We start from the raw sequence: 15301 nt of genomic DNA on the forward strand, positions 1-15301 counted from the left end.
TCAGAAGGTCGGGCGTAAGCCGGGCTCACGTCGGGCTCGGGTCCGGCTGATGTCGGACATCGGACGTTCCTCGCGTTCAGGCAGCGTAGTCCGGGCGGACGCCCGCTAGCTGCCCCCGTGCAGATCCCAGATCCACACCCCGTCTACCCACTTTCCGGGCCGGTCAAGGAGTTCCTCCACCGTCTCCCGCAGTGCGTCGTCGTGCTCCTGGGGAGCGAGGACCAGGACGCCCGCCTTCCAGTACGTCAGATCCTCGCGCGCGGCCTCGCGCCACGCGTCCGTGAGCTGCGGGGCACGGCCCGACGAGCGGACGTCGCGCAGGAGGTTCGAGGTGTTGCGGGGCGGGGCGCCGTAGATGCCGATGCGGTCCGGGCCCCACGGCCCGTTGAAGTAGCCGCCGGGCAGGCTGAAGCCCAGGCCGGCGGTGGTCTGCCAGTGCAGCGCCTCCGCGCCTGCCGGGTCCGGCAGCGGTATCGGCACGAGGGACTCGCCCTCGCCCAGGTACTTCCGCCAGGTCCCGTCGGCGATGAACGCCGGGGGCTCGGCCCGCTCCACCGCACGCAGCGGCGCGGGCACGATCGGCAGAAGCGCGAGGGCGACCGCGGCCACGCCCGCGTACCGCGCCGCCGTCATCCTGTGCCCCGGGGCGAGGAGGCGGTCGAGTGCCAGCGCGAGCAGCATGCCGAGCGCCGGAGCGCAGACCATCGCCACCCGCGACTCGATGACCGACTCGAAGAGGGGCGCGTGCGAAAGGGGCGCCCACGGGCCCGGCAGCACGATGTCCGTCAGAGGAATGCGGAACTCGGGGCCCAGCGAGAGGACCGCCGCCGCGAGGACCGTAAAGGCCAGGGCCTTCACCACCGCCCGCTCCCAGAGCCGTACGACGACGGCGAAGGCGAGCGCGGCAAGCGGCCAGCCGTAGAAGGCGTTCTGCTCGGTGGGGTTCTGGGCGAGGGCGTTCGCGGTCTCCTCGTTGCCCGCGAGCGAGCGTTCCGCGAAGGAGAGGAGCGCGAGCGGACTGTTGCCGGCGTTGTCGCCGTGCAGCACGCTCGTGTAGCTCTGCGGCCCGAAGAACTGCCAGTAGAGCGGGAAGGCGACCAGCGGGACGGTGACCGCGACGGCCACCCCGAGGCCGCGCGCCAGCGGACGGAACGCGTCCCTCGCCACATCCCTGCGCGCCAGGCCGTACGCCGCCGCGAACAGCAGCATGCCCATCGCGGCGAGCAGCAGCGGCTCTTCGCCGAGGAAGATCTGGTACGCGGTGAAGAGCCCGAGCACGACCCCGTCGCGCACGGGCCGGGTGCCCTCGCAGAGCCGCAGGGCCCTGTCGATGATCGGCGGGATCATGAACAGGACCATGAAGTTCGGGTGCGCGTGGGCGTGGCTGATCATCGGTGGCGCGAACGCGGCGAGCGCCGCGCCGACAACCGCCGCGCCCCGGTGCCGTACGAGACGCTTGCGGATCAGCCGGTACCACGCGACCCCGGTCGCGGCCAGGCCCAGCGTCATCGCCGCGTTCAGGGCGACCGCCGGGCCGAAGAGCCAGGTCACGGGGGCGAAGGGGACGGAGAGGCCGAGCATGACCGTGTTGGCCATGAGGTTCACGCCGTCGGGAAAGTTCTGGAGGTGCGTGAAGAGGGGGTTCTGGAGGTGGCGGACGTTGTCCGCCGTCACCGCGAAGAACCACTCCCACTGGTTCTGGTCCTGGAGGGAGTCGGGGAGATAGCGGTCGCCGGGTGCGACCAGGCGGCCCGAGTAGAGGACGACCGCCATGGCCAGGAAGAGCGCCGTCACGAGCAGATCCGCCGGGCGGACGCTACGGGCCTTCAGCGAGGTCAGTTCGGCGAGGACCTTCACGTAGTCGAACGGGCGGACCTTCGAGCCCTCCTGGTGCGCCCAGCGCACCGGCACCTCGGCGACGGGCCAGCCGGAGCGGCGGAAGTACTGCAATATCTCGACGTCTATGCCCCAGCCGCGCAGGCGGGACGCGGCGAAGGCCTCACGGGCACGGTCGCCGTCGAAGAGCTTGAATCCGCACTGGGTGTCGCGGACTCCGGGGACGGCGACCGTTCGTATCAGGAAATTGCCGGTACGGCCGAGGAGTTCGCGCAGGCGGTGCTGGTGGGCCTCGATGGTGGCGTCGGCACCCGCGCGGGAGCCGATCGCCGCCGTGTGGCCGTCGGCGAGCGCCTTGTCGAGGCACTCCAGTTCCTCGATGGGGGTGGCCAGATCGGCGTCCGTGATCAGTACGCGGTCGCCGCGGGAGGCCAGGACGCCCAGGCGCAGGGCGTGGCCCTTGCCGAGGTTGCGGTCGGAGTGGATCAGCTGGACGCGGGAGTCGGCGGCCTCGGCGTCGGCCGCGACGTCCAGGGTGCCGTCGGTGGAGCCGTCGTCCACGACGATCAGTTCCCACCGGGTGCGGTCGCCGTCCGCGTAGCCCGCGTCGAGATACGCCCGGATCGCGGCGAGCGTGGGTGCCAGGCGCCGTTCCTCGTTGTAGGCGGGGACGACGACGGTCAGGTCCACGCTCATGCGGCCGCCGCGAGACGCTCGATGAGGGCGAGTGAGTGGGCGTTGTACTCGTCGATGATCCGGTGCGCGGCCTCGGGGTCGCGGTGCGTGAGGGCGTCGACGAGCTCGATGTGCCGGGCCCACAGGGCGCCGCGCAGGTCGCCGTCGCCGCGTTCGACGGCGCGGCGCAGGTAGGTGACGGCGCAGACCCAGGACTGGACGCGGATGCGGTGCAGGAAGTCCGAGAGGTAGGGGTTGCCGAAGAGGGCGCTGAGCTCGCGCCAGAAGCGCAGGTCGTAGCCGATGAGGACGTTCAGGTCGCCCGCGCAGGCGGCGCGCGCCGCTTCCTCGCCGCGGCGGCGTACGGACAGGAGTGCGGCGGAAGCTTCCTCCGGGCCCTTGGGTCCCAGCGGGGTGCCCTTGCGCAGGAGGTCGCGGAAGATGCCGTCGGCGACGAGGCCGCGGGCCTCCAGCATGCCGCGGTAGTCCGCGAGGGAGTGCTCGTGGACGCGGTAGCCGCGGTGCTGGTCGGCGTCGAGGAGGCCCTGCGCGGCGAGGTTCACCAGGGCTTCGCGGACGGGGGTCGCGGAGACGCCGTACTGTTCGGCGATCTCCTTGACCGTGAACTCCTGACCCGGCTCCAGACGACCGCCGAGGATCTCGTCACGCAGCGCGTCGGCGATCTGCTGGCGCAGAGTGCTGCGGATGACGGCGGGGCCGTCGGTGCCGGGCATCTGGGGGTCCCCCGGGGTCGTCTCGATGGTCGTCACTTGCTTACGAGCACGTCAGACTACGCGGTCGGGGTTCCCGGCCCCCGGGCGTCCGGTTCGCGACGCCCGGCGGCGGGGGCCCGACGGGGAGACGATTACACCGTGTGCTTGTCCGCCTCCGTCAGCGCTGCGTCCAGCGCCGCGAGGCCCTCCTTGGCCTCCGTGTCCGTGATGTTGCACGGGGGGACCACGTGGGTGCGGTTCATGTTGATGAAGGGCCACAGGCCCTGCTTCTTCGCGGCGGCGCCGAACGCGGCCATCGGGGCGTTCGCCTCGCCCGCGGCGTTGTACGGGACCAGCGGCTCGCGGGTCTGCTTGTCCTTGACCAGCTCAAGGGCCCAGAACATGCCGAGGCCGCGGACCTCGCCGACGCTCGGGTGCCGCTCGGCGAGCTCCGCGAGGCCGGGGGCGATGATCTCCGCGCCGACGCGGGCCGCGTTCTCGACGATGCCCTCGTCCGCCATGGCGTTGATCGTCGCCACGGCGGCCGCGCAGGCCAGGGGGTGACCGGAGTACGTCAGACCGCCGGGGTAGGGCCTGCGGGCAAACGTCTCGGCGATGGCGGAGGAGATCGCGACACCGCCGAGCGGGACGTAACCGGAGTTCACGCCCTTCGCGAAGGTGAGGAGGTCGGGCACGATGCCGCCGTCGAAGTGGTCCGCGGCGAACCACTTGCCGGTACGGCCGAAGCCCGCCATCACCTCGTCCAGGATGAAGACGATGCCGTGGCGGTCGCAGATCTCGCGTACGCCGGAGAGGTAGCCGGGCGGCGGGGTCATGATGCCCGCCGTGCCGGGGATGGTTTCCAGGATGATCGCCGCGATGGTCTGCGGGCCCTCGAAGGCGATGGTGTCCTCAAGGTGCTGGAGGGCGCGCTCGCACTCCTGCTGCTCGTTCTCGGCGTAGAAGGGGCTGCGGTAGAGGAACGGCGCCCAGAAGTGGACGACGCCGGCCGTGCCGTTGTCCGAGGCCCAGCGGCGGGGGTCGCCGGTGAGGTTGATCGCGGCGGAGGTGGCGCCGTGGTACGAGCGGTAGGCGGAGAGGACCTTGGGACGGCCGGTGTGGACGCGCGCCATGCGGGTCGCGTTCTCCACGGCTTCCGCGCCGCCGTTGGTGAAGAAGATCTTGTCCAGGTCGCCGGGGGTGCGCTCGGCGATGAGGCGTGCGGCCTCGGAGCGGGCTTCCACGGCGAAGGCGGGGGCGAAGGTCGTCATCTCCGCCGCCTGCTTCTGGATCGCGGCGACGACCTTCGGGTGCTGGTATCCGATGTTCGTGAAGACGAGGCCGCTGGTGAAGTCGAGGTAGCGGTTGCCTTCGTAGTCCCAGAAGTACGAGCCCTCGGCGCCTGCTACGGCGAGGGGGTCGATCAGCTCCTGTGCGGACCAGGAGTGGAACACGTGGGCGCGGTCTGCTGCCTTTACGGCGGCGCCGACCTGGGGGTTCGGGTTCGGCTGAGGGGTCAGAGGGGTCATGTGGGCGAGGGTAAATGTCCACGGTGCGGACCGGACATGGGCGTCCTGTTTCGCGGGGGCGCGGGGCACTGGACAGTGTGTCGTCCCCCTGTCAGTCATCTGCCACCACTCTCGCCCCCGGCCGGCCGCCCTCCCCGCAGCGGATCTCGTACGGCAAGTCGTCCCGGCCATCGTCATCGTCGTCGCTTGGTTCTGCCTCCAGGCGAGCCACCCGTCCCGGCCCCCGTTCCACGTCGTCGTCGATGTGGAAGCCGTCCGACGGGCTCCACGAGACGAGGTACACCGTCCCGTCCTTCCTGCACTCGACCGTCGCCGTCCCGCCCGTGAAGCGGAGGGTCGAGCGCTCCGTCGCCGGTTCGGGGCGTGCGCTGGACGGCGAAGGCGACGCCGACGGAGACGCCGACGCCGACGTTGCTGCCAAGGCCCTTTCCACCGCGCCCTCGTCCAGGGGGCGGCTGTGCGCCGCGTTGCCGCTGTCCGAGGTGGCGAGCTGCCACGCGCCCAGCGCCCCCGCGGCCGTTCCCATCGCCACCCATGCCGCGGTCACCGCCGCGCTCCGCCACTTCCTCATCCGGCCACTGTGCCGCACAGTTTCCTAACGCCCGGTTAAGGGCTGCCCAAAGCGCCTGACTACGGTGGATGTATGGCCCATCTTCTTGTCGTGGAGGACGATCCCCAGCTGCGCGGCGCCCTGGTGCGGGCCCTGCGCGACAAAGGGCACGCGGTGGCCACCGCGCCGAGCGGCATGGCGGGTCTTGACGCCGCGGTCACTCACCGCCCCGACCTCGTCGTACTCGACCTGGGCCTTCCGGACGTGGACGGCGCTCAGGTGCTCCGCATGCTGCGTGCCGTCAGCGACGTGCCCGTCATCGTCGCGACCGCTCGCGACGACGAACCGGAGATGGTGGCGATCCTGGAGGACGGAGCCGACGACTACATCGTCAAGCCGTTCGGCGCCGCCCAGCTCGACGCCCGTATCAAGGCGGTACTGCGGCGCCTCGGTGCCACCGAAGTGACGGAGGAGCCCCTGCGCGTGGGGGGCCTGGCCATCGATCCGGCCGCGCGGGAAGTCACCCTGGACGACGGCCCCCTGGACCTCACCCCGCGTGAGTTCGACCTGCTCTCCTACCTCGCCCACCGCCCCGGCCAGGTCGTCTCCCGCCGCGAACTCCTCGCCGAGGTATGGCAACAGCCCCTCGGCGGCGCCGACAAAACCGTCGACGTCCACCTCTCCTGGCTCCGCAGAAAACTGGGCGAAACCGCCCAGTCCCCCCGCTACCTGCACACGGTCCGCACGGTGGGCGTAAAACTGACCCCTCCCGAGGAGAGCCCGACCCCCACCCCCCAAGGCCCGGGGGCCGGCTGATGCGGCGCAGTCTGCTTCTTCTCACCGCCGCCACCACCGCCCTCGTCCTCACCGCGCTCCTCGTCCCGCTCACCCTCCTCACCCGCACCCACGCCGCCGACCGCACCACCGCCGAGGCCACCGCCCGGGCCCAGTGGGTCGCGCACGCCATCGGGCCCGCGCTCGCCACCCCGGACGAGCGCGAGACCGCCGAGCAGACCGTGGAGAGCGTCAATACGCAGGATCTGCCGAGCACCTCGCTCGTCCTGGCCGACGGCAGCGTCATCGGGCCCGATCCCGGCGGGGCGCCCCGCGTCACGGACGCCATCCGCCTGGCCCGGACCGGACGCGCCTTCACCTACGAGCCCTCCACCGGCGGACGCCAGGTCCTCGTCCCCGTGCAGGGCGCCGCGGGCGGCACGGCGGTGGTGCAGGTGACGCTCAGCGACAAGCAGTTGTACGCGGGGACCATGACCTCCTGGCTCGTCCTCGCCGGGATCGGGGTCGGCCTCGTCCTCGTCGGTCTGCTCCTCGCCGACCGCCTCGGCGCCCGCCTGGTCGGCGCCACCCGCCGCCTCGCCCGCACCGCGGACCGCCTGGCCGCCGGTGACCTCACCGCACGCGCCACCCCGGAAGGCCCGCCCGAACTGCGCCTGGTCGCGGGCCAGCTGAACCACCTCGCCACCCGCATCGACGAGCTCCTCACCGCCGAACGCGAGAACGCCGCCGACCTCGCCCACCGCCTGCGCACCCCCGTCGCCGCCCTCCGCCTGGACGCGGAGACCCTGCGCGACTCGGAGGAGGCACAGCGCATCGCCGCCGACGTCGCCGCACTGGAACGCAGCGTCGACGACGTGATCCGTAAGGCCCGCCGCCCATTGCGGGACGCCCCTTACGCGGACCTGGCCGCCGTGGCCCGCGAACGCCACACCTTCTGGCTGCCGTTGGCGGAGGACCAGGGACGAGCGACGGAATTTCCGGCCACCGGCGACCCGTACCCCGTGCCCGTTCCCGTGCCCGTTCCCGAGGACGACCTCTCCGCCGCCATCGACGCCCTCATCGGCAACGTCCTCGACCACACCCCCCAGGGCACGCCGTTTCGCATCACCGTCCGCGCCACCCCGACGGGGCGGGCCGAACTCACCGTCGCCGACGAAGGGCCCGGCCTGCCGCCCACGTACGCGGCGGAACGCGGCAGCAGCGGCGGCGGCTCCACCGGTCTCGGCCTGGACATCGCCCGGCGGACGGCCGAAGACGCGGGCGGCACCTTCGACATCGCCTCGGATGCCACTCGCGGCACCCGGGTGACCCTCACCTTCCCGCAGGCGCCTTCGCGGCCCCCGGGAAAGCGACCCGCACCGAACGGGCCCAACGATTGATCCCCAGCTCCGGCCGCAGTGCCGCGAAGCCGCCGCAGTATTTGGTGAAGTCGGCGGCCCGCACCCCGTACCGGTGCAGGACCCGGTCCGCCTCCGTCAGATGCCCCTGCGTCTTCGTCTCCACCAGGACGAGCCCGGAGTCCGCCGCCACCGACCGCCCCGTGGCCACGTCCCGCACCACGAGCCCGGCATCACACGTGATCCGCTGCCCGTCGGCCACGAAGGTCGCCCGCTGGTACTCGGTGACCAGGGCCGTCGTCAGCCCGCCCGGCGCCTCGATCCCGTACGACCCCCGCAGCACGCCCGCGAGGAACCCCTGCCGCTCGGCGTCGAGAGCGCGGTCGTCGCCCTCAAGACGCTGGCGGTGCTTGACCGTCTCGCCCCGGCCGCTCTTCAGCTTGATCTCGAACTGCCGCTCCCCGCTGTCCTGGTAGACGCGCTCCCGGATGCGGTAGCGCAGCCGCCTGCCCTGCCGGTGGTGGTGGTAGGTGAGCAGCTCGGGAGTGTCGTAGTACGTCGAGTGGTAGCTGAACCAGCGCTTCCCGCCGATGCTCAGCGCCCGGAAGGGCCCCGACGGGCGGCGCGGATCGGTGAGGAGAGCGGCGAGATCGTCGAAGATCTCGACCGGCACGAGATAGCTGTTGTCGTAGCGGGCGAGCAGTTCGGCGCGCGCGTTGACCTCGTCGAGCGAGATGGGGTGCGCGGCGAGCGCGGCCCGTCCGATGGCGCGTACGGCGGGGTTCACACGGTCTCCTTCTGGGGGACGGGGGCAGGCGTGCGGGACCGGGTCGTGCGGCGTCGTGGTGCTGTACGTATCAACTCCCCGGCCCGCACGGAAGGTTCCGGCTGCCGGAAACGTACTTCCAGAACCATCAGGTCACGGACGTAATCGACTTCCTGGACGGTCCAGCCCAGCGGCTCTCCGAGGCGCCGCGACAGCTCCGCGCGCAGTGCGGTCTCCTCGCGGTACACGGCGTCCAGGGTGATGACCGCACGCCGGTCGCCGGCGAAGAGGCGGGGATGGTCGGCGCCGTACATCACCAGGAGCAGCACGGCCGCGAGCCCGGCGGCGACCGGCAGATCGAGGCCGGGAAGTCCGCAGAGCAGACCGAGGACGAGGGTGATGAAGTAGTACGCGACCTCTTGGTGCTGCACCGCGTCCGAGCGGAGCCGGACGATCGAGAGCACTCCGAAGAGCCCGAACCCGAGCGCGAGCCCCCCGTTGCCGCCGGCGCTCGCGAGAGCGGAGACGACCGCGAAGAGCGCGACGTTCAGGGCGAGGTAGGCGGGCACCAACTCCCTTCTGCGGTGCCGGGGATAGAAGACCCCGAAGGTCAGGAGGGTCACGGCCACCAGGTCGAGGCCGAGGTGGGCGGCCATCTGTCCGAGGTTCTCTGCGCTGTCCATGACCAGGACGCTAGGGAACGGCGGGTTAAGGCCGCCCCCAGCGTGAGTTAACGAGCCCGGAGGGCGGCACGCGGATCTATTGACAGCATGCTGCCTATTTGACAGCATGCTTACATACGCACCGACACCGCCGCCGGCACTCATGCACCCATGCACCACCCCACCCCGTGGAGGCAGTCATGACCCGCAAGCCCGTGCACCTCGCCGTTTACGACACGCTCGCCGACTGGGAGCCCGGCTACGCCACCGCGTTCCTCGCCCGCGCCGGTTACGAGATCCGCACCGTCGCCGCGAACTCGCTCGACCCCGTCACCACGGCGGGCGGCCTCCGCGTCCAGCCCGACCTGACCCTCGCCGATCTGCGCCCCGGGGACAGCGCGCTCCTGATACTCCCCGGCGCCGACCTGTGGGACACCGGCGACGACCTCGCCCCCTTCGGCCGCGCGGCCCGCGCCTTCCTCGACGCCGGCGTGCCGGTCGCCGCGATCTGCGGGGCCACCGCCGGGCTCGCCCGCGAGGGGCTGCTCGACGAGCGCACGCACACCAGCGCGGTGTCGTTCTACCTCGCGGCCACCGGCTACAAGGGCGGCGAGCGGTACGTGGACGCCGACGCGGTCACGGACGGCGGCCTGACCACGGCGGGGCCCACCGAGCCCGTGGCGTTCGCCCGCGAGATCCTCGGCCGGCTCGGCGCCTTCGAGGGCGAGAAGCTGGACGCCTGGTACCGCCTGTTCCACGACTCGGACGCGGCCGCCTACGAGGTGCTCGAATCGTGAGCGCCGACCGCGATCGAGTACGCGACCCGGCAGGCGAGGAGCGGGTGCGGGAGCAGCAGGACCTGTTCTCCCGCACCGCCCTCGGCGTCTTCCGGCTCAACGGCCAATTCCTTTCTGTGGCCGACGAGTTGGCCAAGGCGGGCGGGCTCACCGCCGCCTGGTGGCAGGTGCTCGGCGCCGTCCTGCGCGAGCCCCTGCCCGTCGCCGGGATCGCCCGCGCGATGGGCATCACCCGGCAGAGCGTGCAGCGCATCGCCGACCTTCTCGTGCGGCGCGGCCTCGCGGAGTACGTACCGAACCCCGCCCACCGCCGCGCCAAGCTCCTGCGCCCCACGGACGAGGGCCTGGCCGCCGTCAGGAAGATCAGCCCCGGCCACGCGGAAATGGCCGCCCGGCTCACGGACGCGCTCGGCGAGGACGAACTCGCCGAGGCCGTGCGGGTGTTGGAGCGGCTTACCAGTGTTCTGTCCGGCCTGGATACGGAACAACCCGTTACGGAGCCGTAGCAGGCAGTCCGTGCACCGATGTCGTACCGCCCCACTATCCTCGATCTGTTGCACACCAACGGGGGAGGTCGCGCGGCGATGGAAAAGCTCGGGCCCGGGGATCCACAGCGAATAGGCGCCTACCGGCTGCTCGCGCGGCTCGGCGCGGGCGGCATGGGGCACGTCTATCTGGCGCGGTCCGACCGGGGACGTACGGTCGCGGTGAAGCTGGTGCGTGAAGAGCTCGCCGAACAGGAGGAGTTCAGGCACCGCTTCCGGCAGGAAGTACAGGCGGCACGACGGGTCGGCGGCGCGTGGACGGCGCCGGTGCTCGACGCGGACACCGACGCGGCGATTCCCTGGCTGGCCACGGGATATGTCGCCGGACCCTCGCTCCAGAGCGTCATCTCGCACGACCACGGGCCGCTGCCCGAGCGCTCCGTGAAGATACTGGCGGCCGGGCTCGCCAACGCCCTCAAGGACATTCACGCGGCAGGCCTCATCCACCGCGACCTCAAGCCGTCGAACGTGCTCGTCACGATCGACGGACCCCGCGTCATCGACTTCGGCATCGCGCGCGCCCTGGAGACGGTGACCGACGGCGGTCTGACCCGCACCGGCGCGCTCGTCGGCTCGCCCGGCTTCATGGCACCCGAGCAGGTGCGGGGCGACCGGATCACGCCCGCGTGCGACGTGTTCTGCCTGGGGTCGGTCCTCGCGTACGCGGCTTCGGGCGCGCTGCCGTTCGGCACGGCCAACAGCGGTGTGCACGCGCTGATGTTCCGCATCGCGCAGGAGGAGCCGAACCTGTCGGACCTTCCGGAGGAGCTCGCCGAGCTGGTCGGCCAGTGCCTGCGCAAGAACCCCGCGGACCGGCCGTCCCTCGAGCAGCTCTTGGAGCGCACGGGTGCGCACGACACCCTCGGCGACGGCGGCCGGACGCGCGACCCCTGGCTGCCGGGGGCCCTGGTGGCTCAACTGGGCCGTCATGCGGTGCAGTTGCTCGACACCGAGAACCCGGACGAGGGTGGCGCGCAGGCAGCCGGGGGATCGGCACCGCCGGTGTCGCTCGCGCCGCCGAGAGAGCTGACGGCGGGAGGCGAGGGCGCCGCGGCCAAGCCTTCCCGGGCCGACAGCGGCACTGGAGCCGCAGCCGCCGGAGCCGCAGCCGCAGCCGCCGGAGCCGGAGCCGGAGCCGCTGCCGCCGCCGTGAACGGGGCAGGGCCGCAGCCCGCCGAAGGGGACACCCCGCCGCCGCCCGGCAGGCCGGGAAACTCCTCCCTCGACCACTTGCCCACGATGATCGCCGGCAGCCAGGCACCGCCTCCCACTCCCCCGCCCGGCGCGGCCTACGGCTACCCACAGCACCCCCAGCCCCAGCAGCACCCCCACACCCCGCCCCCCGGCTACGGCTACCCCCAGCAGGGCCCGTACGGACCCACGCCCCCCTACGGGCCCACGCCTCCGTACGGCCCTCTCGCCCACCAACGGCCCGAGCCCCCGCGCCGCAACAGCCGGTCCACCGCGGCGCTCATCGCGGTGGCCGTCATAGTGGCCATAGGAGCGGGCGGCACGGTGTACGCCGTGATGAAGGGCGACGGCACCACGAAGGCGGGCGGCACGAACTCCGAGTCGCCGTCCGCCGGCGACCCCTCGACGGCGGGTACGCCGTCCGGGGAGGACTCGAAGGACCCCGAGGACCCGCCGACGACCCCCGCGTCCGAGGAGGAGGACGGCACGGTCCCGGACAAGTTCCTCGGCACCTGGAACGGCTCCATCGAGAACGACCTGGGCAGCAACTCCCGGCAGCTCGTGCTCCAGCAGGGCGATGTCGGCGACACGGTCATCTCGATCACGGCGGACGGCCCGACCGACACGGGCGGCACGTACCACTGCGTGTTCCAGGGAAAGCTGGAGTCGGCGAGCGGCAACACCCTGCGCGTCGGACCGACGGACGTCATCGTCGGCGAGCCCGCCACCTCCTGCCGACCCGGCCAGGCGAGCACGATCACGCTGCTCTCGAACGGCAGGCTGCACCGCGAGACCACCGGCACGGACAAGGGCCTGACGTACGACAAGCAGGGCTGAGCTGAGAAACGACTGAGGGGCGCCCCGGCTCTCGCCGGAACGCCCCTCGGCCCTACAGCCGTACAGCGGCAGCCGCAGCCGCTAGATGAACGAGTTGATCTCGATCGTCTCGGTGCGGCCCGGGCCCACGCCGATCGCGGAGATCGGGGCGCCGGACATCTCCTCCAGGGCCTTCACGTAACCCTGCGCGTTCTTCGGCAGGTCGGAGAAGGTCTGGGCCTTGGTGATGTCCTCGGACCAGCCGGGGAGGTACTCGTAGACGGGCTTCGCGTGGTGGAAGTCCGTCTGGTTGTACGGGAGTTCCTCGACGCGCTTGCCGTCGATCTCGTACGCCACGCAGACCGGGATCTGCTCCCAGCCCGTCAGGACGTCCAGCTTCGTGAGGAAGAAGTCCGTCAGGCCGTTCACGCGGGTCGCGTAGCGGGCGATCGGCGCGTCGAACCAGCCGCAGCGGCGGTCACGGCCGGTGGTGACACCGCGCTCGCCGCCGATGCGGCGCAGGTCCTCGCCGTCCTGGTCGAAGAGCTCGGTCGGGAACGGGCCCGCGCCGACACGCGTGGTGTACGCCTTCAGGATGCCGATGACGCGGCTGATCTTCGTCGGGCCCACGCCCGTACCCGTGCAGGCGCCGCCCGCGGTCGGGTTCGAGGAGGTGACGAAGGGATACGTGCCGTGGTCCACGTCCAGGAGCGTGCCCTGGCCGCCCTCGAAGAGCACGACCTTGTCCTGGTCGAGCGCGTCGTTGAGGATCAGCGTCGTGTCGGCGACGTACTGCTTGATGTTCTCGCCGTGCTCCAGGAGCTGCTCGACGATCTGGCCGACCTCGATGGCGCGGCGGTTGTAGAGCTTGGTGAGGAGCTGGTTCTTGACCTCGAGGGCCGCCTCGACCTTCTGCTCCAGGATCGACTGGTCGTAGAGGTCCTGGACGCGGATGCCGGTGCGGTTGATCTTGTCGGCGTACGTCGGGCCGATGCCGCGCCCGGTCGTGCCGATCTTGCGCTTGCCGAGGAAGCGTTCCGTCACCTTGTCGACGGTCACGTTGTACGGCGTGATGATGTGCGCGTTACCGCTGATCAGCAGCTTCGACGTGTCGACGCCGCGCTCGTTCAGACCGCTCAGCTCGGAGAGCAGGACCGACGGGTCGACGACGACTCCGTTGCCGATGACAGGCACGCAGTCCGGGGAGAGAATCCCGGAAGGGAGGAGATGCAGCGCGTACTTCTGGTCGCCGACGACGACCGTGTGGCCGGCGTTGTTGCCGCCCTGGTAGCGCACTACATAGTCCACGGAACCACCGAGCAGGTCAGTGGCCTTTCCCTTGCCTTCGTCACCCCACTGAGCACCGAGCAGCACAAGTGCGGGCACAGGCGTACACCCCTTCCGGGCGGGGCATGTCCAAGGTCTGGGGGCCGTAGCCGCCTATGGGTGTGCCTTGGATGCTGCCCCGGAATAGACGAAGCCCCTGGCGCAATAGCGCAAGGGGCTCTTGCACAAAGATGCTACCCGAGGACGAAAGAAAGGGCGCACGTTGTCGGCTCGCGACCAGCTGCTAGTCGTCATCGACCCGGTCGCCCGGCGCACGGACGGTGAGTCGGTACGGATTGCGAAAGACGTACTCGGCGCGGGAGCCGCTGTCCGGATATGCCTGCCGGAAGGCCCCGAGGAGTTTGCAAAGGCCCTGGTCAGGAGGGGCGCGCGGCGTCCCGTGGTGATCGGGGACGATCGTGCGCTGCTGCGTGCCGTGACGGTTCTGCACCGCGAGCGCGGGCTCGGTTCATGTGCGGTTTCGGTCGTTCCGGTGGGGACTTCCCATGTGCTTTCGCGCTCGCTCGGGGTCCCGTCGGGGGCCGTCGCGGCGGCCCGCGCGGTGCTCGAAGGCGTCGAGCGGCGGCTTGATCTGCTCGTCGACGACAGCGACGGGGTGGTCCTCGGCAACCTGCGGATCCCGCCCGTCACGTCCCCGGCCCCGGCCACCGGGGGCACGGCGGTGGACGGCCACCCCTGGCTGCGGACGTGCCAGTCGTTCGTGCGCACCCTCGCGCGCCCCGCGCGTGTGGCGTCGGCGCCGGGCCCCGCGCCCGCGCGGCTGCGGGTGGAGGCGGACGGAGTGGTCGTGGTGGACCTGGACCAGCCGGTGGAGGGCGTCTCGGTGCGGCCGGGGGCCGACGGTCTCGCGGAGGTCGAGGTCCGGCCGACGTCGGTGGGCGCGGCGGCGGGGCCCCTGCGGGCGCGGGGGCGGACGATCACGGTGTCCGGGGCGGATTTCCGCTACCGCGCGGACGCGGTGGTCGGCGGGCCCGTCAGGACCCGGACGTGGTCGGTCAGGACAGGGGCGTGGGGCTTGACGCTGCCTCGCTGACCACGAGGTGCGGCAGCCGCCTTTGTCCCGGCTTCGGTCTTGTCCCGGCCCCAGCTGCCTCGCGGCCCTCCGTGGGCGGGGGTTCCGGCTCGGCCCGCTCGTGGCGCGCGTCGGAGTGCGAGGGGGTCGCTCTCGTGGACGCAGGGCCGCCGGGCCGCAGAGACGCCGGGCCGCAGGGACATCGGCGCGGAGCGCGGCCTCACTTGCCGAAGAGGCTCGCCCGGTGCACCCGCCACCGTTCCAGCATCCCGTGGAGCTCCAGCTCGACGAACTCGAAGAAGGCGAGCGTCTCGGCCATGCGCCGGCCCGCCGGGGTGTCGGCGCCCAGGCTGGCGACGCCGTCGTTCAGGGCGTTCTCCCAGCGCTTGAGGATCCCGTCGCGGTTGGCGAGCGCCTCGTACCACTGGTTGCTGTGCACCCGGAAGAGGTCGCGCCTGGAACCGGGCTCGCGCTCGCGGGAGACCATGTGCTGCTGCGTGAGATAGCGGACCGCGCCCGAGACCGCCGCCGGGCTCACCTGGAGCTGCTCGCCGAGCTCCGCCGAGGTCAGCGCGCCCGAGTCCGACGCGAGGAGCGCCGCGAAGATCCGCGCGGGCATCCTCGGCATGCCGGCCTCGACCAGCTGCGCGGCGAACTGCTCCACGAAGCGCGACACGACCTCGCTGTCGCGCGCCGCCCCTTCGTCGGTCCCCTTGGGCATCTGCCGATC

The 15301-nt window shown here is 71.8% G+C and carries 14 protein-coding genes; 6 read left to right on the forward strand and 8 right to left on the reverse strand.

What is annotated here, in order from left to right:
* Positions 1-105: 105 nt before the first annotated feature.
* The 4 genes from IE226_RS27560 to IE226_RS27575 all read right to left on the reverse strand — a co-directional run bounded on the left by IE226_RS27560 (position 106) and on the right by IE226_RS27575 (position 5324).
* Entirely contained in the window at positions 106-2532 is a 2427-nt protein-coding gene (locus tag IE226_RS27560) for a dolichyl-phosphate beta-glucosyltransferase (protein ID WP_190084085.1), read from the reverse strand.
* Positions 2529-3245, reverse strand: a complete 717-nt coding sequence (locus IE226_RS27565) for a GntR family transcriptional regulator (RefSeq protein WP_190084153.1) — start codon at positions 3243-3245, stop codon at positions 2529-2531. Before IE226_RS27565 ends, IE226_RS27560 begins: the two co-directional genes overlap by 4 nt.
* Before the next feature lie 131 nt (positions 3246-3376).
* A complete protein-coding gene (locus IE226_RS27570; protein WP_190084086.1) occupies positions 3377-4753 on the reverse strand; it encodes an aspartate aminotransferase family protein in 1377 nt (458 codons plus the stop codon).
* A gap of 91 nt (positions 4754-4844) precedes the next feature.
* On the reverse strand, positions 4845-5324 hold the full coding sequence (locus IE226_RS27575) for a hypothetical protein (protein WP_190084087.1): 480 nt from the start codon (positions 5322-5324) through the stop codon (positions 4845-4847).
* Between the two features lie 72 nt (positions 5325-5396).
* On the opposite strand from IE226_RS27575, the gene IE226_RS27580 reads away from it, so the two are divergent.
* Together IE226_RS27580 and IE226_RS27585 are read left to right on the forward strand one after the other, a co-directional pair.
* Positions 5397-6119: a response regulator transcription factor gene (locus tag IE226_RS27580; protein ID WP_190084088.1), complete on the forward strand. Its 723-nt coding sequence runs from the start codon at positions 5397-5399 to the stop codon at positions 6117-6119.
* Complete coding sequence (locus IE226_RS27585) at positions 6119-7477, forward strand: sensor histidine kinase (RefSeq protein ID WP_190084089.1); 1359 nt, start codon at positions 6119-6121, stop codon at positions 7475-7477. Before IE226_RS27580 ends, IE226_RS27585 begins: the two co-directional genes overlap by 1 nt.
* On the opposite strand, the gene IE226_RS27590 is transcribed toward IE226_RS27585, so the two are convergent.
* Both IE226_RS27590 and IE226_RS27595 read right to left on the reverse strand, forming a co-directional pair.
* Entirely contained in the window at positions 7410-8222 is an 813-nt protein-coding gene (locus IE226_RS27590) for a VTC domain-containing protein (protein ID WP_190084090.1), read from the reverse strand. The genes IE226_RS27585 and IE226_RS27590 overlap by 68 nt on opposite strands.
* The gene (locus IE226_RS27595; RefSeq protein WP_190084091.1) at positions 8219-8884 is read right to left on the reverse strand and encodes a DUF4956 domain-containing protein; all 666 of its coding nucleotides are present in this window, start codon (positions 8882-8884) and stop codon (positions 8219-8221) included. The genes IE226_RS27590 and IE226_RS27595 overlap by 4 nt, the downstream gene beginning before the upstream one ends.
* 179 nt (positions 8885-9063) lie before the next feature.
* Between IE226_RS27595 and IE226_RS27600 the strand changes: the two genes are divergently transcribed.
* The 3 genes from IE226_RS27600 (at position 9064) to IE226_RS27610 (ending at position 12233) form a co-directional block, all read left to right on the forward strand.
* A complete protein-coding gene (locus IE226_RS27600) occupies positions 9064-9660 on the forward strand; it encodes a DJ-1/PfpI family protein (RefSeq protein WP_190084092.1) in 597 nt (198 codons plus the stop codon).
* Positions 9657-10166, forward strand: a complete 510-nt coding sequence (locus IE226_RS27605; RefSeq protein ID WP_229871574.1) for a MarR family winged helix-turn-helix transcriptional regulator — start codon at positions 9657-9659, stop codon at positions 10164-10166. Before IE226_RS27600 ends, IE226_RS27605 begins: the two co-directional genes overlap by 4 nt.
* A gap of 78 nt (positions 10167-10244) precedes the next feature.
* Positions 10245-12233 (forward strand): serine/threonine-protein kinase, encoded by a 1989-nt coding sequence (locus IE226_RS27610; RefSeq protein ID WP_190084093.1) that lies wholly within the window; start codon positions 10245-10247, stop codon positions 12231-12233.
* Positions 12234-12314: 81 nt separating this feature from the next.
* Here IE226_RS27610 and IE226_RS27615 read toward each other — a convergent pair whose 3' ends face one another.
* Positions 12315-13598, reverse strand: a complete 1284-nt coding sequence (locus IE226_RS27615) for an adenylosuccinate synthase (protein WP_190084094.1) — start codon at positions 13596-13598, stop codon at positions 12315-12317.
* A 163-nt stretch (positions 13599-13761) separates the two neighbouring features.
* Between IE226_RS27615 and IE226_RS27620 the strand changes: the two genes are divergently transcribed.
* A complete protein-coding gene (locus tag IE226_RS27620; protein WP_229871575.1) occupies positions 13762-14592 on the forward strand; it encodes a diacylglycerol kinase family protein in 831 nt (276 codons plus the stop codon).
* Positions 14593-14791: 199 nt separating this feature from the next.
* Here the strand turns inward: IE226_RS27620 and IE226_RS27625 are convergent, their stop codons facing one another.
* Positions 14792-15292 (reverse strand): GbsR/MarR family transcriptional regulator, encoded by a 501-nt coding sequence (locus tag IE226_RS27625; protein WP_190084096.1) that lies wholly within the window; start codon positions 15290-15292, stop codon positions 14792-14794.
* Between the last annotated feature and the right edge of the window lie 9 nt (positions 15293-15301).

The organism is Streptomyces longisporoflavus, from assembly GCF_014649775.1.
Lineage (GTDB): Bacteria > Actinomycetota > Actinomycetes > Streptomycetales > Streptomycetaceae > Streptomyces > Streptomyces longisporoflavus.

Bases quoted from the DNA above. Each gene is read 5' to 3' on its own strand.
- IE226_RS27560 (WP_190084085.1), bottom strand. From the start codon at position 2,532: ATGAGCGTGGACCTGACCGTCGTCGTCCCCGCCTACAACGAGGAACGG.
- IE226_RS27565 (WP_190084153.1), bottom strand. From the start codon at position 3,245: ATGCCCGGCACCGACGGCCCCGCCGTCATCCGCAGCACTCTGCGCCAG.
- IE226_RS27570 (WP_190084086.1), bottom strand. From the start codon at position 4,753: ATGACCCCTCTGACCCCTCAGCCGAACCCGAACCCCCAGGTCGGCGCC.
- IE226_RS27575 (WP_190084087.1), bottom strand. From the start codon at position 5,324: ATGAGGAAGTGGCGGAGCGCGGCGGTGACCGCGGCATGGGTGGCGATG.
- IE226_RS27580 (WP_190084088.1), top strand. From the start codon at position 5,397: ATGGCCCATCTTCTTGTCGTGGAGGACGATCCCCAGCTGCGCGGCGCC.
- IE226_RS27585 (WP_190084089.1), top strand. From the start codon at position 6,119: ATGCGGCGCAGTCTGCTTCTTCTCACCGCCGCCACCACCGCCCTCGTC.
- IE226_RS27595 (WP_190084091.1), bottom strand. From the start codon at position 8,884: ATGGACAGCGCAGAGAACCTCGGACAGATGGCCGCCCACCTCGGCCTC.
- IE226_RS27600 (WP_190084092.1), top strand. From the start codon at position 9,064: ATGACCCGCAAGCCCGTGCACCTCGCCGTTTACGACACGCTCGCCGAC.
- IE226_RS27610 (WP_190084093.1), top strand. From the start codon at position 10,245: ATGGAAAAGCTCGGGCCCGGGGATCCACAGCGAATAGGCGCCTACCGG.
- IE226_RS27625 (WP_190084096.1), bottom strand. From the start codon at position 15,292: ATGCCCAAGGGGACCGACGAAGGGGCGGCGCGCGACAGCGAGGTCGTG.